Source organism: Paenibacillus sp. FSL R7-0204 (genome assembly GCF_038002225.1).
Taxonomy (GTDB): Bacteria; Bacillota; Bacilli; order Paenibacillales; family Paenibacillaceae; genus Paenibacillus_AQ.
Window position 1 is genome coordinate 1,400,465 of record NZ_JBBOCA010000001.1, and the last position, 20,297, is coordinate 1,420,761.

General features: G+C 49.3%; 8 protein-coding genes and 3 rRNA genes. 10 read left to right on the forward strand and 1 reads right to left on the reverse strand.

Annotation, left to right across the window (positions count from 1 at the left end):
* The first annotated feature begins 299 nt into the window (after positions 1-299).
* From MKX42_RS06360 to MKX42_RS06365, 3 genes are all read left to right on the forward strand, one after another.
* Positions 300-1,853, forward strand: coding sequence for a Cthe_2314 family HEPN domain-containing protein (locus MKX42_RS06360; protein WP_340751762.1), 1,554 nt, complete (start codon positions 300-302; stop codon positions 1,851-1,853).
* Between the two features lie 923 nt (positions 1,854-2,776).
* Positions 2,777-3,004, forward strand: coding sequence for a histidine phosphatase family protein (locus MKX42_RS33385; RefSeq protein ID WP_445669300.1), 228 nt, complete (start codon positions 2,777-2,779; stop codon positions 3,002-3,004).
* Between the two features lie 1,631 nt (positions 3,005-4,635).
* Positions 4,636-10,347, forward strand: coding sequence for a fibronectin type III domain-containing protein (locus tag MKX42_RS06365; protein WP_340751763.1), 5,712 nt, complete (start codon positions 4,636-4,638; stop codon positions 10,345-10,347).
* A gap of 136 nt (positions 10,348-10,483) precedes the next feature.
* Here MKX42_RS06365 and MKX42_RS06370 read toward each other — a convergent pair whose 3' ends face one another.
* Complete coding sequence (locus MKX42_RS06370) at positions 10,484-11,035, reverse strand: helix-turn-helix domain-containing protein (protein WP_340751765.1); 552 nt, start codon at positions 11,033-11,035, stop codon at positions 10,484-10,486.
* Positions 11,036-11,194: 159 nt separating this feature from the next.
* Here MKX42_RS06370 and MKX42_RS06375 point away from each other — a divergent pair, with 159 nt between their 5' ends.
* The 7 genes from MKX42_RS06375 to MKX42_RS06405 all read left to right on the forward strand — a co-directional run bounded on the left by MKX42_RS06375 (position 11,195) and on the right by MKX42_RS06405 (position 20,175).
* On the forward strand, positions 11,195-11,854 hold the full coding sequence (locus MKX42_RS06375; RefSeq protein ID WP_340751766.1) for an alpha/beta hydrolase: 660 nt from the start codon (positions 11,195-11,197) through the stop codon (positions 11,852-11,854).
* A gap of 6 nt (positions 11,855-11,860) precedes the next feature.
* Entirely contained in the window at positions 11,861-12,631 is a 771-nt protein-coding gene (locus MKX42_RS06380; protein WP_340751767.1) for a dioxygenase family protein, read from the forward strand.
* A 156-nt stretch (positions 12,632-12,787) separates the two neighbouring features.
* Entirely contained in the window at positions 12,788-13,672 is an 885-nt protein-coding gene (locus MKX42_RS06385; RefSeq protein WP_340751768.1) for a hypothetical protein, read from the forward strand.
* 265 nt (positions 13,673-13,937) lie between these two features.
* Positions 13,938-15,498 (forward strand): 16S ribosomal RNA (locus MKX42_RS06390).
* A gap of 233 nt (positions 15,499-15,731) precedes the next feature.
* Positions 15,732-18,658, forward strand: a 23S ribosomal RNA gene (locus tag MKX42_RS06395).
* Between the two features lie 158 nt (positions 18,659-18,816).
* Positions 18,817-18,933, forward strand: a 5S ribosomal RNA gene (rrf, locus tag MKX42_RS06400).
* The 16S, 23S and 5S rRNA genes sit together here, the layout of an rRNA operon.
* Positions 18,934-19,089: 156 nt before the next feature.
* Positions 19,090-20,175, forward strand: a complete 1,086-nt coding sequence (locus MKX42_RS06405) for a hypothetical protein (protein ID WP_340751769.1) — start codon at positions 19,090-19,092, stop codon at positions 20,173-20,175.
* Positions 20,176-20,297: the final 122 nt, after the last annotated feature.

The window sequence follows — 20,297 nt, forward strand, 5'->3', positions numbered from 1 at the left end:
TCAGAAATTTAGAATGAAATGAATTACAATGTTAGGCTATAATTTCAGTATTGATTCGTATAACAAGGCTGTGGAAATGTTGTATTGAAGAGCCTAAAGATATAATTGAAGCAGATTGAATTACAATTTCACAAGATGTGGTTGGGAATTTGCTGCACAGAAAAACAGTATACACAAAGTTAATACGAATATTTGAAAATAGAATATTTTTTTGTTTTTGGAAGCTCGATAATTAAGTGAAAGCTTAATTAACTACAAATCTTTGCTGGTGTTGTTGATTATGAAAGGATGGATAGAGATTGGATGATTACATTAAATCATGTCTAGGATGCGGGAGGACTTTAGACACTTCTGTACCATTTGAAATATTTACGTTTACACCTGGTCAATATACATGTTCCGATTGCAATAAAACTTTGAAAAAGAAACTCCCAGAGATCAAGAACGCTGCTCTAGAGATAATCACTCGAAATAAATCACTAAATGAAAAGTTTGATGAATTTGTTGAAAATGAAGAGATTTTCAATCATCCTGTTAAGGAAACCGATTTTTTATATGGATCACATCAAGCAAGAGAATATATGTTCTCTTTACTTGAAGAAGTGCATCGGTTTACATATCATGCAACCTTTGAATGCTATTTGTTCTCTGATATGTTTGAAAATGCTGATCCTTTGTTCTTCTCGGATCGCTATTTTCTTACTAACAGTGTAATTAAAACGATCGGTGCATGGGAGAAATTGTTGAGATTTCACTGTTTATTTTTTGAGGTACAATTAGATAGGGATTCCAAAAACAATTCTATAAGTCGACTACAAAAGAAAATGAATAAAACGGAGTTTAAACAAACAAAATTGTACAATGATTTTATTAGACTGAAGAGTAGTAATAGTTTTGGTGAAATCGATAAAGCAAGAAAAAATAATGATCATAACGTTTCATACCATTTAGGTGGGAAAAATTTTTTAGAACTATTTGAATTAGTTAAAATGATATTGGATAATTCTAGTGCTCTCTATTATGGAATAGAAGAGGCTCTTGAGTTGTTAACAAAGAGGACACGTTTGGCTACAAGAAAATTTAATGAAGATTTTGGACTAATAAATAAAATAGAAGAGAACGATAAAGTGTTTAAAAAGAAAGCTTTGAAGATAAAATCTAAGTTTAGTCATGAGGATATACGGAGAATAAATGAAATTTCTGTGAGATATATAGGTTGGGCAAACAATAGGATAGGTGAGGTGATTAGCTGGAAAGTTAGGTACTCATATCCTCCTATGGTTTCAATATACTATAGGCTGATTGATGTTGTTTCAAGGCTTCACGAGAGTGCAAGAAGTCTTGGGTTTGCGGCTGAACTTTTTGCAGAGGCTGTAAGATTAAATTATGTTGATTTGGATAAACATTGGACACAATTCGATGGTATGAATTACCGATACTTTATTCATAGTGCATTGTTAAGGATATATGGCGTGTATGATAAGTTGGGAATGATCATTCAAGATTTATTTGAAGTTGAGTTGGGAAATGTTACTTTTGAGGCCGTTATTGAACATCTTCGAGTAACAGATGGAGAGAATCGTTTTCTTAATTCATTACCTCCCTTGAAGATATGTAATCGAATTTTAAGTACAGCTTCATATAAAAGATTGTATGATTCCCGACAAGATTTTTTTCACTTATTAATTATGCAAGATTTTATGAAACCTCAATACAAAGAAATTATCGACACTGAACTGATGATTGCCATTATCGACAATTGCAATATGATTTATGAACTTATCGATAGTCTTGATATTGCACTTGTACATTTTCATCAAATTGGTACTTATCATCAGAACACAAAGGCATAAAAGGGTATTGTGATTTATAGATATCCAAAACTTCTACTGTATTCACAGCAAATAAACCCATCCCAAAGCAAATAAACTCATCCCGCAGCAAATAAAGTCGTCCCATCTACCCATTTCCCACTCATTTCCCAAACCAACCCCGGGCAAATGGGACAAGGGCGGCAAAGGGCGACAACTGCGGCAAAGGGCGGCAAAAGCGACAAGACCAAACACGTCCACAACCCCCGCCACATCAAGGAAAACCCAAGGGAAGAGCATCAGGGAAAAGCCAGAAGGCGGCCCCTGCCCAACACGCTCTTTCCTATTTTTTCTTCAATTATTAACTCATTTTCTTTTCGATTTTTCCTCAATCCTTTCCCAATTCCATCACGACTTTATTTTCATTTCCCAAGTTTGATCCCATTGTTTTTACTAGGTATTTTCCAATGTGCGACATGACTTTATTTGCTTTGGTGTTTTTTGGGAAAAGGGAGAAAACGGGGAAAGCTAGGCGGGGCATGGGGTTGGGGAGATGAGTGGGGGAGGGGTGGTGAGACGACTTTATTTTCGGTGCATAGGGGGGTATCCACCGCAAATCCTGAATAAAAATCAGATTCTTGAAATTACGAAAGCTGGATAATGCGGGGTGCTACGCACCAAGCATTTCTTTATTCTTTTTTTAATCCTCTGCGGCGAACAAATGCAGGGGGTTTTAAATTTTTCCCGAACCATTAATTAAGCTGAATCCAGGCGGCTCAAGGTTGTTGGAAGTCTTCTGCTCAAGCCATTGCTCTGGTGAGAGCCTAATCTCAGCTTCCCTCCACATTTCCCCCCTGCGTTATCGAACCCAATTTTATTTCCGTTCATAATTGAGCCGGTCCCTTCCCCTCATACATAAATTTTTCAAACAGGAGGCTGAGTCATAAAATTAATCATTGTGCGACATGGTGAGTCTATGGGAGATATTGAACAACGTTTCGAAGGAAAAGCGGAAACGGGCTGTGCAAACGGCTGAATACATTTCTGCCACGACAAATGCCCCTATTATATATGAAGAATTGTTATCCGAGATAGATCTTGGTTATGTTACGGGGCTACCCAAAAAGAAGCGAATCGCTTATATCCTGTCCCTGACGGTGGGTTTAAACACGATACAAAGCGGGGAGATATAGGTGAGTCGGAAATGGAGTTGAGCTTTCGGTGTAATCAGTTTTTAGAAAAACTTGCGGAAATTCATAGGCAATTCATTTCAACCTTGTATCAATGTTTCACTAACCAACGTCTGCAATTGGCCAAGGGCTATTCTACAGGAGATACAGGAGTTCATTTATGGGAGATAAACGGAAGTGCTTTTTTCTAATTCGCAAGAACACCTAAAAGCTTTAAATTAAAGTGCGCAAGGGCGAAATAGAGTGGAATGTAGTTATTGGACTCGCCCCTTTCATCAATCAAGGGACTTTGAGCAGACTGGTGACAAGTTTATTAAAAAAAGATAAGTAAATAGATTGGCCATCCTGAACTTTCAGGGTGGCTTTATTATTATTTTGAAACGGAGAAATGCAAGGAATAGGGCTAAAGATGGAGGCAGAAATGCCGATTTTCTCAGATGGGAGACGTAGGGGGTATTCTAGCATGTAGATTGCAGTCGAAAAATAGTTATAATTGGAGAATTTCTAGTTAAAATCATTAAAAATAATGATATAATTTCGGAATATAGCACCCATGTAATCTATGTAATTATCCTTGCAGAATCTAAGATTCACTACAAAGGAGAATGAGAACAACTATGAAGAAGGCCACAGCAGAAAGAAGCAGGGTACAAAGACATTTTTTTTATTCAGCAAAACACACGAGCAACTACCTTAATAAGGCATTCACTTCATTCATGGCGATCGTTCTTGTTCTCGTTAGTCTATATTCTGTTCCTGCATCGGCCTCAGGTGCAATTACAAGCAGTACTTACCCTAACTTCTATGGCATCCCATCAGCAGTGGCCCAAGCGCCGAATGGAGATATGTATCTTGCCTATCCTGAAATGGGGGCTGTTCAAGGTGGACAGGGTACTCGCGATTTTAAGATCTATAGATGGAGCTCGGCTAGCAATTCTTTCTCGTTAGAAATGAATATTAACGCAGTAGCGGGGCTGGACCAGCTTAACGATTATTACAGTGAATTGAAAATGGCAGTCGATTCAACCGGAATAATGCACGTTGCGTTCCTGAAAAAAGGCTCTATATATTACGGGAATTGGTACTCCTACTCCAAAGGTGTATTTTACGGTACTTACAATACAAACAGCAGATCATGGCTGAGCGGATTTACTGGGGTTGAGACGCAGAATCTTCCTACCCAAGCTGTTTCGGTGGTTCACGACTATTATGAATCGCTGCAACTGCAAGTAAGTTCATCAGGTACGGCAGCTATGGCCTATATGAAACATACAAACGGAACTCCGCAAAATTATCATGTGAAAATACAAACCGGATCAAATTCAAATACCACGTGGTCGGATAAGAAAATTGATTTGCCGAAATATGGAGAAATCTATAATCTTCTGAGTGATAAGAACGGAAACTTCAGTGTTATTTATTACGTTACTGCATCCTCTAGTATGAACTTATACGTATCCAGCGCTCCATACTCATCATCCACAGAATTGTTCAATGGAGAAAGTAATTATTATTCTTATTATGGATCGGCAATAGATTCTTCGGATCATATTCATATTCTTTACGGAGACTTTGTTAATGGTGGTCTTGAAATCGCATCTAATACCGGAATTGGTGGCTCCTGGCAAACGTCAATGATTGATAATGTTGACTTTGCCGCAAATGCGATGCTATCCCAGCATCCTATGCGCGCTTTGGTGATTGATGCAAGCGACAATATGTTTATTCTTGCTGCATCCGTTGATTTAAGTGAGTATGCTCCTACTTCCTTTTACTATTACCGTAAATTCGCAGGAAGCAGTACCTGGGACAAAGGCTTGATCGATATTCCCGAATTAAATAACCTGCTTAGCAAGCCAATTGAGGGCCTCTATCCGTTTGTCCCTTCAACTGGAAATTTGATGCTGCAGTACTTTGACGGGACAAATAATGAAGCAGGGTATGTTCATGGCAAACAAACCGATTACTTCACTTCTTCCGGCTTGAGCAGCGATGCCAGTCTGACCAGCGTATTAGGGGAGACCCTAACGGCAGGTGCGGAAGCGGGGACAAGCACGGAGCCGAAGAAGGCAAGCATCAGTGTAGCAAGTGGAGTATCCATGATATCTGCCGTGGATATCGACAAACATGACGCAGGTGCAACGGTAACGTTCTATGGGAAGGACAGCACTTTCACGACGCCTGCCGCCGGCAGTGTGAACCTTACGTCCGGCTCCGAAACAGATATATACATCAAAGTGGTTGCAGCAGACAGCATGACTTTGTATTACAAGGTTGGAATCAACAGGATGGCAGCGATAAGTGATTTTGCCAGCACGGCGGTGACGAGCAAGACAGCGAGCTTTAGCTGGACCGCAGCAAGCGGAGCGACGGGAATTGTAGTTGAACAATCGCCAGCGGGAGCGAATACGTGGACGACAGCGACGACAAGCGGAGCCATTGCGGCGAATGCAGCGAGTGTGATAGTTACAGGGTTGAGCCCGTCAACGGCGTATGACTTCCGTCTGGTGGTAACGGGAGGCACGAATGCGGGTACCTCCAATGTCGTCACGAATGTGACGACGGAAAGTGCGCCAAGCACAGCGCTGACCGACTTCGCCAAGACAGGAACGACAAGCACGACAGCTACCTTCAGTTGGACCGCGGCAAACGGAGCGACTGGGCTTACCGTCGAGCAATCTCCGGCGGGGGAGAATACGTGGACGACAGCGACGACAAGCGGAGCCATTGCGGCGAATGCAGCGAGCGCAACAGTTACAGGGCTGAGCCCGTCAACGGCGTATGACTTCCGTCTGGTAGTAACGGGAGGAGCGAATACGGGTACGTCGAATGTCGTCACAAACGTGACAACGGAAAGCGCGCCAACGACGGCGCTGAGCGACTTCGCCAAGACAGGAACAACAAGTACGACAGCGAGCTTCAGTTGGACCGTAGCAAGCGGAGCGACGGGGATTGTCGTTGAGCAATCGCCAGCGGGAGCCAATACGTGGACGACTGCGACGCCAAGCGGAGCCATTGCGGCGAATGCAGTTAGCGCCACGGTCACGGGGTTGAGCCCGTCAACGGCGTATGACTTCCGTCTGGTAGTAACGGGAGGAGCGAATACGGGTACGTCGAATGTCGTCACAAACGTGACAACGGAAAGCGCGCCAACGACGGCGCTGAGCGACTTCGCCAAGACAGGAACAACAAGTACGACAGCGAGCTTCAGTTGGACCGCAGCAAGCGGAGCGACGGGAGTTGTGATTGAACAATCGCCAGCGGGAGCGAATAATTGGACGACAGCGACGCCAAGCGGAGCCATTGCGGCGAATGCAGTTAGCGCCACGGTCACGGGGTTGAGCCCGTCAACGGCGTATGACTTCCGCCTCGTAGTAACAGGAGGTACGAATGCGGGTACGTCGAATGTCGTCACAAACGTGACAACGGAAAGCGCGCCAACGACGGCGCTGAGCGACTTCGCCAAGACAGGAACGACAAGTACGACAGCGAGTTTTAGCTGGACCGCAGCAAACGGAGCGACGGGAATTGTCGTTGAACAATCGCCAGCGGGAGCCAATACGTGGACGACGGCGACGCCAAGCGGAGCCATAGCGGCGAATGCAGCGAGCGCAACGGTCACGGGGTTGAGCCCGTCAACGGCGTATGACTTCCGCCTCGTAGTAACAGGAGGTACGAATGCGGGTACGTCGAATGTCGTCACAAACGTGACAACGGAAAGCGCGCCAACGACGGCGCTGAGCGACTTCGCCAAGACAGGAACGACAAGTACGACAGCGAGTTTTAGCTGGACCGCAGCAAGCGGAGCGACGGGGATTGTCGTTGAGCAATCGCCAGCGGGAGGGAACACGTGGACAACGGCGACGCCAAGCGGAGCCATAGCGGCGAATGCAGCGAGCGCAACAGTTACAGGGCTGAGCCCGTCAACGGCGTATGACTTCCGTCTCGTGGTAATAGGCGGGACGAATGCGGGTACGTCTAATGTCGTCACGAATGTGACGACCGAGAGTGCGCCAAGCACAGCGCTGACCGACTTCGCCAAGACAGGAACGACAAGTACGACAGCGAGCTTCAGTTGGACCGCGGCAAACGGAGCGACTGGGCTTACCGTCGAGCAATCTCCGGCGGGGGAGAATACGTGGACGACAGCGACGACAAGCGGAGCCATTGAGGCGAATGCAGTTAGCGCCACGGTCACGGGGTTGAGCCCATCGACGGCGTATGACTTCCGCTTAGTGGTAATAGGCGGGACGAATGCGGGTACGTCGAATGTCGTCACGAACGTGACGACCGAGAGTGCGCCAAGCACAGCGCTGACCGACTTCGCCAAGACAGGAACGACAAGTACGACAGCGAGTTTTAGCTGGACCGCAGCAAACGGAGCGACGGGAATTGTCGTTGAACAATCGCCAGCGGGAGCCAATACGTGGACGACGGCGACGCCAAGCGGAGCCATAGCGGCGAATGCAGCGAGCGCAACGGTCACGGGGTTGAGCCCGTCAACGGCGTATGACTTCCGCCTCGTAGTAACAGGAGGTACGAATGCGGGTACGTCGAATGTCGTCACAAACGTGACAACGGAAAGCGCGCCAACGACGGCGCTGAGCGACTTCGCCAAGACAGGAACGACAAGTACGACAGCGAGTTTTAGCTGGACCGCAGCAAGCGGAGCGACGGGGATTGTCGTTGAGCAATCGCCAGCGGGAGGGAACACGTGGACAACGGCGACGCCAAGCGGAGCCATAGCGGCGAATGCAGCGAGCGCAACAGTTACAGGGCTGAGCCCGTCAACGGCGTATGACTTCCGTCTCGTGGTAACGGGAGGGACGAACGCTGGCCCATCTAATATCGTCACAAACGTGACGACCGACAGCGCGCCAAGCACGGCACTGACGGACTTTGCGAAGACAGCGGCGACAAGCACAACGGCGAGCTTTAGCTGGACCGCAGCAAGCGGAGCAACCGGGATTACCGTCGAGCAATCGCCAGCGGGAGCGAATACGTGGACGACAGCGACGACAAGCGGAGCCATAGCGGCGAATGCAGCGAGTGCCACGGTCACGGGATTGAGCCCGTCAACGGCGTATGACTTCCGCTTAGTGGTAATAGGCGGGACGAATGCGGGTACGTCTAATGTCGTCACGAATGTGACGACCGAGAGTGCGCCAAGCACAGCGCTGACCGACTTCGCCAAGACAGGAACGACAAGTACGACAGCGAGCTTCAGTTGGACCGCGGCAAACGGAGCGACTGGGCTCAGCGTCGAGCAATCTCCGGCGGGGGCGAATAATTGGACGACAGTGACGACAAGCGGAGCCATTGCGGCGAATGCAGTTAGCGCCACGGTCACGGGGTTGAGCCCATCGACGGCGTATGACTTCCGCTTAGTGGTAATAGGCGGCACGAATGCGGGTACGTCGAATGTCGTCACGAACGTGACGACCGAGAGTGCGCCAAGCACAGCGCTGACCGACTTCGCCGAGACAGGAACGACAAGCACGACAGCTACCTTCAGTTGGACCGCGGCAAACGGAGCGACTGGGCTTACCGTCGAGCAATCTCCGGCGGGGGCGAATAATTGGACGACAGCGACGACAAGCGGAGCCATTGCGGCGAATGCAGTTAGCGCCACGGTCACGGGATTGAGCCCGTCAACGGCGTATGACTTCCGCTTAGTGGTAATAGGCGGGACGAACGCGGGTACGTCTAATGTCGTCACGAACGTGACGACCGAAAGCGCGCCAACCGCAGCGCTGACCGACTTCGCGAAGACTGCGACGACAAGTACGACAGCGAGCTTTAGCTGGACCGCAGCAAGCGGAGCGAACGGGATCATCGTTGAGCAATCGCCAGCGGGGGCGAATGCGTGGACGACGGCGACGACAAGCGGAGCCATTGCGACGAATGCAACGAGTGCCACGGTCACTGGATTGAGCCCGTCGACGGGGTATGACTTCCGGCTGGTGGTAACTGGAGGGACGAACTCTGGCCCATCCAATATTGTCTCGAACGTGACAACTGATTCGGCATTCAGCGGTGTGACGACCGAACCGGTATACAGCGGCTCCGGAAATGTTACTCCACCGAGCGGTAGTACCGGTGTGGACATTTTGGTCAACGGAAAAGTGGAGACCGCGGGAACAGCCACGACATCGCAACGCAACAGCCAAACCGTCACCACGATCTCTGTCGACCAGAACAAGTTGGATAATAAGCTCGCAACGGAGGGCTATGGCGCGGTAGTGACCTTGCCGGTTAATGCCAAGTCCGATATCATAATCGGTGAATTGAACGGCCAGATGATTAAAAATCTGGAGAATTATCGGGCAACGCTGGAGATTAGAACAGCAAGAGCGACATATACGTTGCCAGCTCAACAAATCAATATTGATGCTCTATCCGCCCGTATGGGCAAAGAGTTGAAGCTGCAAGACATCAAAGTTCGCATCGAAATTGCTACGCCGACTACGGATAGCATAGAAACGGTAAACCGTGCCGCAGAGAAAAACGCGTTCACGCTAGTCGCGCCACCGACGGATTTTACGATCAGTGCAACGTATGGCAGTAAGACCATTGATGTATCGAAATTCAATGCATATGTTGAAAGAACCGTTGCCCTTCCGAGCGGTATGGACCCGAACAAAATTACAACGGGCGTGGTGGTAGAGCCGGATGGATCGGTAAGACATGTGCCGACAAAAATTATTTTCGAAAATAGCATGTACTCCGCCCAAATTAACAGCTTGACGAATAGTACTTATGCTGTTGTCTGGCATCCGCTGGAATTCAGTGATGTTGCGAAGCACTGGGCGAAAAAAGCCGTGAACGACATGGGTTCCCGAATGATTGTCAGCGGTATCGGGAATGAGCAGTTCGGTCCTGATCAGGACATTACGCGCGCCGAATTTGCAGCCATCATCGTCCGGGGACTAGGACTCCAACTTGAGAACGGGGCTACATCCTTCTCGGACGTTAAGACTTCGGATTGGTATAGCGGCATGATTAATACGGCATATGCCTATCATCTGCTTGACGGCTATCCAGACGGAACTTTCCGTCCGCTGGAGAAGATCACGCGTGAAGAGGCGATGGTGATTCTCTCTAAGGCGATGACCCTGACCGGGTTGAAGGAGAAGCTGCCTGCACAATCATTAGAGGCTACGATGCTTACATTCCAGGATGCGGCAAAAGTCTCTCAGTGGGCGCAAAGCAGCGTTGCGCAAAGTGTGCAGGCAGGCATCGTATCCGGCAGAAGTGCTACAATGCTTGTTCCGAAGGCGAATATTACAAGAGCTGAAGTGGCCACGATCATCCAGAAGCTTCTACAAAAATCGGAATTGATCTAACGGAAGCTTAAAAAGACAGTTAAACGAAAAAGATGATCTCTGTATCTTACAGAAATCATCTTTTTTGGCGTGGTATACCGAGCATTAAAAAAGCCCGCACTCCGCCTATCAGGCCAGAGTACGGGCTTTTTATTGTTCAGAGGACATCCTGTCCGTTTTCGCTTTCAGTGTAGATGGAGATTAGCACAATCGCAGTGTCCTCTCCCGTATTTTTGACGGAATGGGGGGTGCAGGCATTCCAGCTAAAGGAATCACCCTCAGTAAATTCAGCTCCATCTTCCCCTTGCTCCGCATAGATGGTTCCTTTAATGACAACATGGACCTCCTGTCCTTCATGCGCATGGGGGGCATCCCCAATCATGGCACCGGGAGGGAACTCGACGATTGACATCCGGACGTTTTGGGTGGAGCTGAGGTGTTCGACCTTTAGCTCGGCTGCGCCGCTGGTGGTGATTCTCCGTTCATCCTTGCGGACAATCTGCATGCGTTCTTCTTTTTTGAGCAGCAAATAAGCAAGAGGAACCTTCAGAGCCTGGGCGATATTCTCAAGTGTAGAGATGGAAGGTGATGTCTTATTGGTTTCGACCTGGCTCATGAAGCCTTGGGAGAGGCCGGTAGTGTCGCAGATTTGCGCGATGGTGATATTTTTCCGCTTGCGGATTGCCCGTATTGTAGCACCGATATCCATGGGATCACACCTTCATGATATTTGTAATACTAAAATTATTTTTATATTAACAATTTTATTGTTGACAAGTCAATGTGCATTGCGATAAATTACTCATATAGAAAATATATTTTTATAACTAATATTTAAGTGAGAATCTTCAGTATGGAGGAAGATAAGATGAATCCTAAGTATTCATATGATATTCATTTACCGGATAAGCTGGAGCAGGGCAAAAAATACCCGGTGATCTTTACTTTTCACGGCAAAGGCTCTAATGAACGCAATATGTTCGGTCTGGTGGCGCCGCTGGCTGAGGAGTTCATTATTATCGGGGTTCGCGGGAATTTGCCGCTGGGTACGGGGTATCAATATTATGATTTGAAAAGCCTGGGCAACCCCATCCGCGAGATGTTTGATCAAGCTGTCAGCGATCTTGAGGCCTTCATTTATTATGCAACGCAGCGGTATCCGGTCGATCCGGACAAACGTTATTTGCTCGGCTTCAGCCAAGGGGCCATTCTGTCCATGACGCTTGCGCTTACGATAGGGGAGCAGATAAGGGGGATTGTCGCGCTGAATGGATATATTCCTGAATTTGTGAAAATGGAGTATAGCCTCCGTAGCCTTAAGAACGTGTCTATTTTCGCTTCCCATGGTGAATACGATTCGGTGTTCCCGGTGCGCATTGGACATGAGACTGCCGCCTATCTGGAAGGGCAAACCGAACGGTTGACCTTCAGACTATATCCATCCGACCATGGCGTAACTGAAGAGAACCAGCGTGATTTCTTGCAATGGCTCAAGCAGGATGCCGGATTAACCATTAATAAGGAGTGATTGTCGATGATGCCTTCCTATTTTTTTGCACACGGAGCTCCATCTATTGTTCTTGAAGATAATGCCTACACCAAGCTGTTAAAAGAGTTCAAGGACCAGATGCCCAAACCGAAAGCTATCGTTCTCTTCTCGGCGCATTGGGAGGAAACCGTGCAGTCAGTGGGCGCGGCGGCAACGTATGATACCATTTATGACTTTGGCGGATTCCAGGACGAGCTGTACCAGATGACGTATCCCGCACATGGCGATCCGGCTCTCGTGGAGCAGATTCAGCAGCTTTTGACCGCGGGTGGTGTGAAGAATGTCAGGGATGAACAAAGAGGACTCGATCACGGTGCATGGGCAGTGCTGAAGCTGCTCTATCCGGAGGCGGATATTCCGGTTGTGGCGATGTCTGTGAATCGTGATCTGCCTAATGCGCAGCAGTATGAGATCGGCAAGGCGCTGGCGGCGCTGCGTGAACAGGATGTGCTTATCATCGCCAGCGGGGGAACCGTTCATAATCTGCGGAGGTTGAACTGGAATTCGGATGAGGTCAACGGTTGGGCTGAACAGTTCGATCACTGGATTCAGGAGAAGGTGGAAGCATGGGATACAGAAGCGCTGTTCCAATATGATGAGCTTGCTCCCTATGCAGAGATGGCGGTCCCAACGAGTGAGCACTTTATTCCGCTGTTCATCGCTATGGGAGCCGGAGACCCGGGGCGTAATGCGCAGCTGCTTCACCGGAGTTATCAGTATGGTAATCTAAGCTTGAGCTGCTGGCAGTTTAATTAAAATGTGGTGAACTCTGAATGCTACGCTTCGGCAATCTCATTGGCATACTTCCGAAATCAGGCAGGCCAAGCTGTGGGGGAGGAAGGAATTTCCGGTCCACTTTTCAATCCATTCTTGGTAAGGTAGGGGGACTGCTATTCTGAAGAGGTGATGGTTATGCAAAAAAAACATTGTGCATTCTGCGATCAGATTGTCCGCATTACAGCAGACGGTGAGTACGATCAGTATATCGACTGCTCCTGCTCTCCTGGCGGAAGCTACAGCCTGCTTAGAGACAGCTATGAATCGATTCTTGCGCTCTCGTTCCAGCAGAAGCGGGACATGCTGCATCTGATCTCAGGCTATATCCGCGAAAAAACGGATTGTGGCGAGAAGGTGAGCCTTGCGTTCAGCGATCTGGAGGAGATTGTGAATGCCCCGGGTATTCCGGTAACGGCTGAGGATAAAGGAGACCGGCTGTTGCAGTATCTGTATAGGCATTGTAGTGGCCCCGGGGAGCCGGTGGTCATTCATCCCCTGTCCCGCAGCTACAATCTGACGTACTCTCCCAATCTGCAGGAGCTGGTCTATATTATTGACAGGCTGCAAGGTGAGAATCTGTTAGTCCGGGAAGGTATGAACTTCATATTGACTCCCTTGGGGTGGGAGGAAGCAGTGGCTGCCGCAGGAGGGCGAACATTACAGCAATGCACCGTTCTTCTGTCGGATGATGAGAAGCTGCAGGCGGAGTGGCAAGACAAGCTTTGGGCCAAAATCGAGCAATTTGGCTATTTGCCCCGTTTGCTTGCCTGCAGGAACGAAGCTGCGGATTCCCTGGAGCCTATGGAGGGCAGCAAGCTGGTTATTGCGGACCTCACAGGCCAATCCCCTGAGGTATATCTGGCAGCGGGCTATGCGCTGGGGTTGGACATTCCGGTGATTTGGACGATCAGAAGCGATGAGGCAGATAAGTTAAGGATATATCTTCAAGAGATACGTCCTATGGTTTGGGATACTGCGGAAGAGCTGATAGTATTGCTTCAGCAGAAACTTTTGAAATAATAGTTGCATAGTTGTTTGATCCATGTTATATTATAAAAGTTGCTGGTGACGCGGTGAGCGGCGCTGACAACGAGCTTGATCTTTGAAAACTGAACAACGAGTGAGTACCTGGAAATCACTTCGGTGAGATCCAAATTAGAGAATGTAACAATTCTCGTCAGATGTTTCAAAATGAGCAATCGCTCTTTCTATACTGCAATCTCTTCGTCCGCTCAGCTGAGCTGGACCGAAGAGATTGCAGGTGACGCTTACTTCGTAAGCGTCCTAATTGGAGAGTTTGATCCTGGCTCAGGACGAACGCTGGCGGCATGCCTAATACATGCAAGTCGAGCGGAGTTTGAGAGGAAGCTTGCTTCCTTTCAGATTTAGCGGCGGACGGGTGAGTAACACGTAGGCAACCTGCCCTCAAGCCTGGGATAACTACCGGAAACGGTAGCTAATACCGGATAATTTCTTTTTTCTCCTGAGGAGAGAATGAAAGGCGGAGCAATCTGCTGCTTGGGGATGGGCCTGCGGCGCATTAGCTAGTTGGTGGGGTAACGGCCCACCAAGGCGACGATGCGTAGCCGACCTGAGAGGGTGAACGGCCACACTGGGACTGAGACACGGCCCAGACTCCTACGGGAGGCAGCAGTAGGGAATCTTCCGCAATGGGCGCAAGCCTGACGGAGCAATGCCGCGTGAGTGATGAAGGTTTTCGGATCGTAAAGCTCTGTTGCCAGGGAAGAACGTCCGGTAGAGTAACTGCTGCCGGAGTGACGGTACCTGAGAAGAAAGCCCCGGCTAACTACGTGCCAGCAGCCGCGGTAATACGTAGGGGGCAAGCGTTGTCCGGAATTATTGGGCGTAAAGCGCGCGCAGGCGGTTATTTAAGTCTGGTGTTTAAACCTTGGGCTCAACCTGAGGTCGCACTGGAAACTGGGTGACTTGAGTACAGAAGAGGAAAGTGGAATTCCACGTGTAGCGGTGAAATGCGTAGATATGTGGAGGAACACCAGTGGCGAAGGCGACTTTCTGGGCTGTAACTGACGCTGAGGCGCGAAAGCGTGGGGAGCAAACAGGATTAGATACCCTGGTAGTCCACGCCGTAAACGATGAGTGCTAGGTGTTAGGGGTTTCGATACCCTTGGTGCCGAAGTTAACACAGTAAGCACTCCGCCTGGGGAGTACGGTCGCAAGACTGAAACTCAAAGGAATTGACGGGGACCCGCACAAGCAGTGGAGTATGTGGTTTAATTCGAAGCAACGCGAAGAACCTTACCAGGTCTTGACATCCAACTAACGAAGCAGAGATGCATCAGGTGCCCTTCGGGGAAAGTTGAGACAGGTGGTGCATGGTTGTCGTCAGCTCGTGTCGTGAGATGTTGGGTTAAGTCCCGCAACGAGCGCAACCCTTGACTTTAGTTGCCAGCAGGTTGAGCTGGGCACTCTAGAGTGACTGCCGGTGACAAACCGGAGGAAGGTGGGGATGACGTCAAATCATCATGCCCCTTATGACCTGGGCTACACACGTACTACAATGGCCGGTACAACGGGAAGCGAAGCCGCGAGGTGGAGCCAATCCCAGCAAAGCCGGTCTCAGTTCGGATTGCAGGCTGCAACTCGCCTGCATGAAGTCGGAATTGCTAGTAATCGCGGATCAGCATGCCGCGGTGAATACGTTCCCGGGTCTTGTACACACCGCCCGTCACACCACGAGAGTTTACAACACCCGAAGTCGGTGGGGTAACCCGCAAGGGAGCCAGCCGCCGAAGGTGGGGTAGATGATTGGGGTGAAGTCGTAACAAGGTAGCCGTATCGGAAGGTGCGGCTGGATCACCTCCTTTCTATGGAGAATCGTCTTCTGCAATGAAGACATTCAAATCTTAAATCTAGCCGGTCGGCTAGTTACTCACTCGTTGGTCAGTTTTGAGAGTTTAAGCTCTCATCTTTAACTTGATCCTTGAAAACTGGATACCGAAACGAATTTGCGTTTTAGAACATTCCTTTAAGCTGAACTTGTGTAAACAAGTTTCATATTAATGGCGATACTAGCGATTTTCTTTAGGGAAAACGCATTGGTTAAGCTACTAAGAGCACACGGAGGATGCCTAGGCGCCAGGAGCCGACGAAGGACGTGGCGAACAACGAAACTGCCTCGGGGAGCTGTAAGCAAGCTTTGATCCGGGGGTGTCCGAATGGGGAAACCCAGCTGTGGTAATTCGCAGTTACTCGTATCTGAATACATAGGATACGCAGAGGCAGACCAGGGGAACTGAAACATCTAAGTACCCTGAGGAAGAGAAAACAATAGTGATTCCGTCAGTAGCGGCGAGCGAACGCGGAACAGCCTAAACCAAGGGGCTTGCCTCTTGGGGTTGTGGGACGTCTCACATGGAGTTACAAAGGAATATGGTAGGCGAAGAGGTCTGGAAAGGCCCGCGATAGAGGTAAAAGCCCTGTAGCCTAAACTGTGTTCTCTCCGAGACGGATCCCGAGTAGTGCGGGGCACGTGAAACCCCGTATGAATCCAGCAGGACCATCTGCTAAGGCTAAATACTACCTGGCGACCGATAGTGAAACAGTACCGTGAGGGAAAGGTGAAAAGCACCCCGGAAGGGGAGTGAAATAGAACCTGAAACCGTGTGCTTACAAAAAGTCAGAGCCCTCTTTATGGGTGATGGCGTGCCTTTTGTAGAATGAACCGGCGAGTTACGTTTAACATGCAAGGTTAAGGTGAGAAGCCGGAGCCGCAGCGAAAGCGAGTCTGAATAGGGCGACTAAGTATGTGGACGTAGACCCGAAACCGTGTGATCTACCCCTGTCCAGGGTGAAGGTGCGGTAACACGCACTGGAGGCCCGAACCCACGCATGTTGAAAAATGCGGGGATGAGGTGGGGGTAGCGGAGAAATTCCAATCGAACTCGGAGATAGCTGGTTCTCCCCGAAATAGCTTTAGGGCTAGCCTCGGTGAATGGAGTGGTGGAGGTAGAGCACTGATTGGGTGCGGGGCCCGCAAGGGTTACCAAGCTCAGTCAAACTCCGAATGCCATTAACTTCTTGCCGGGAGTCAGACAGTGAGTGCTAAGATCCATTGTCAAAAGGGAAACAGCCCAGACCATCAGCTAAGGTCCCCAAGTGTGTGTTAAGTGGGAAAGGATGTGGAGTTGCACAGACAACCAGGATGTTGGCTTAGAAGCAGCCACCATTGAAAGAGTGCGTAATAGCTCACTGGTCGAGTGACTCTGCGCCGAAAATGTAACGGGGCTAAACACACCACCGAAGCTATGGCTAGATGCGTTGCATCTGGGGTAGGGGAGCGTTGTATGTGGGTTGAAGGTGTACCGTAAGGAGCGCTGGACAGCATACAAGTGAGAATGCCGGTATGAGTAACGAAAAGATCAGTGAGAATCTGATCCGCCGAAAGCCCAAGGTTTCCTGAGGAAGGCTCGTCCGCTCAGGGTAAGTCGGGACCTAAGGCGAGGCCGAAAGGCGTAGTCGAAGGACAACAGTTTGAAATTACTGTACCACCGTAATCCGCTATGAGCGATGGGGTGACGCAGGAGGGTAGTGACGCGGACTGATGGATGTCCGTCTAAGCAGTGAGGCTGGTGTGTAGGCAAATCCGCACACCGCACAGGCTGGGCTGTGATGGGGAGCGAAAATTACAGTAGCGAAGGTCATGATCTCACACTGCCAAGAAAAGCCTCTAGTCAGGAGAAGGTGCCCGTACCGCAAACCGACACAGGTAGGCGAGAAGAGAATTCTAAGGCGCGCGGAAGAACTCTCGTTAAGGAACTCGGCAAAATGACCCCGTAACTTCGGGAGAAGGGGTGCCTCGGTAGGGTGAATAGCCCGAGGGGGCCGCAGTGAAAAGGCCCAAGCGACTGTTTAGCAAAAACACAGGTCTGTGCGAAGCCGCAAGGCGAAGTATACGGGCTGACGCCTGCCCGGTGCTGGAAGGTTAAGGGGAGCGGTTAGGAGCAATCCGAAGCTGTGAACCGAAGCCCCAGTAAACGGCGGCCGTAACTATAACGGTCCTAAGGTAGCGAAATTCCTTGTCAGGTAAATTCTGACCCGCACGAATGGCGTAACGACTTGGGCGCTGTCTCAACGAGAGATCCGGTGAAATTTTAATACCTGTGAAGATGCAGGTTACCCGCGACAAGACGGAAAGACCCCATGGAGCTTTACTGCAGCTTGATATTGAATTTGGGTACGATCTGTACAGGATAGGTGGGAGCCGTGGAGGCAGGAGCGCAAGCTTCTGCGGAGGCGCCGTTGGGATACCACCCTGATCGTATCTAGGTTCTAACCTAGTGCCCTCATCGGGTACGGGGACCGTGTCAGGCGGGCAGTTTGACTGGGGCGGTCGCCTCCTAAAGAGTAACGGAGGCGTTCAAAGGTTCCCTCAGAATGGTTGGAAATCATTCGCAGAGTGCAAAGGCATAAGGGAGCTTGACTGCGAGACCTACAAGTCGAGCAGGGACGAAAGTCGGACTTAGTGATCCGGTGGTACCGCATGGAAGGGCCATCGCTCAACGGATAAAAGCTACCCTGGGGATAACAGGCTTATCTCCCCCAAGAGTCCACATCGACGGGGAGGTTTGGCACCTCGATGTCGGCTCATCGCATCCTGGGGCTGAAGTAGGTCCCAAGGGTTGGGCTGTTCGCCCATTAAAGCGGTACGCGAGCTGGGTTCAGAACGTCGTGAGACAGTTCGGTCCCTATCTGTCGTGGGCGCAGGAAATTTGAGAGGAGCTGTCCTTAGTACGAGAGGACCGGGATGGACGTACCGCTGGTGCATCAGTTGTTCCGCCAGGAGCATGGCTGAGTAGCTACGTACGGACGGGATAAGCGCTGAAAGCATCTAAGCGTGAAGCCCCCCTCAAGATGAGATTTCCCAGTATGTAAGACCCCTTGAAGACGACGAGGTAGATAGGTTGGAGGTGGAAGTGCAGCAATGCATGGAGCTGACCAATACTAATCGGTCGAGGGCTTATCCAAATTTCTAACAACGCAGATTCGTTTCGGATTCAGTTTTCAGGCGATCAAGCCTGGCAGGATGTTAAACCGATGGTTTGATATTTTCTGTAGCGATTATTTTGGAAGGTTGATTATTTTCCTGAAGAAGTTCAGGGAGTAAGCCGACCGGAAAAAATCCGTTTGGTGGCGATAGCGGAGGGGTTCCACACGTACCCATCCCGAACACGACCGTTAAGCCCTCCAGCGCCGATGGTACTTGGACCGAAGGGTCCTGGGAGAGTAGGACGTTGCCAAGCACACAAGACCACTGTTGAGAAATCAACAGTGGTCTTTTTGTATTACGGGCGAGGCTCTCATTTTACAACTCCATAACAACTGTCACTCTACTTTATAACATGTTGAGAGTAGGGTAGTGGTAGAGAAATTACTATATTCCTGTGGAGGTTATCCTATTGAATAAGAAGAAGCGATCTGTTTCTATAGCTGTCCTGTTATGTGCCGGAGGGTTATTCGCCATTAGTGCTGTTGCCGTCCCGAACTTAGTGAACTCTGCTGTTGTCGCCAAGGACAGCACAGCTGCAACACAGGAAGATGTCAGACTAAGTCAGCCCAAAATTACGGTTCCTGTATTGAAAGTAGAGGCGCCCGTGCCGGTATCTTCTGTGGATGATTACCTGCGGAAGAATATGACCCAGGAGCAAATTCAGCAAATTAATGACTACATGGATACAGGACTTGAGCCCCAGGGTGTTGGCGTCCGCCTCACAGAAGCGGAGACTAAACGCCACTTGGTGCTGCACGATCAGTATGTGTATGATGGAGTTCGGCCTCAGAAGCCCATGCCCTTCAAGGAGGGACAAGGGGACTTATATCTGGATCTAATGACCAATACTCTCTACGCTCCAGATCGGGTTTGGACCGATGAGGAGCTGCTGCAGCTAATAGACTGGACTTATCGGCAGGGATACGTATCCTCTCTACGCTTTCCGGAAAAACCTGTTTTTCTTCAAAAGTATAGCGAGTCTGAATTCATCATGCGTGCGGCTGAAAGTGTACGTAAGCTCTATGATGCGGATGTGTCCAAGTTAAAGGTATCAACTAGTCTGCATAATCCGGGATTTGGCTATCCTTCCCAATGGTGGGTGGATTTTTCTCCCTACAAAGAGCGCACCATGCGGGGACAAGGGCAGGAGGTCTGGACATATAATGTGTGGATTGATCCAGAAACAGGAGTGGTAGTGGATACGACAGCAGTTAATCTGGCAGCGATAAGAACACCTATTGATGAGGCTGCGGCTGCCACTATCCAAAAGGATGATCGCTGGATCAAGGAAGCTAAGCGGATTGTTAAGGACAAGCAAGGAGAGCAACGGAGAATCGTAAAGGCGTATCTGACTGATACTGAGGTGAATAATAAGCGTGGTATGGTTGCGATAGATGTGCTATTAGAAGACGGCAGCAAATATAACGCGGAATTCCGCTATCCGAGTATGATGCTGCGTTGTCTGATTTATGAGCCTGCGGATAAGGGGGAATAAGTAGGGAGCCGTATGTTCAATGAACTCAACTAGTCCTGAAGATCAAGCAGTTCTTGATTTTTCAGGATTTTTTGGCAGGCGGTTGTGTAAGGTCAGGTTCGGCTTATAGCTTATGGATGCTC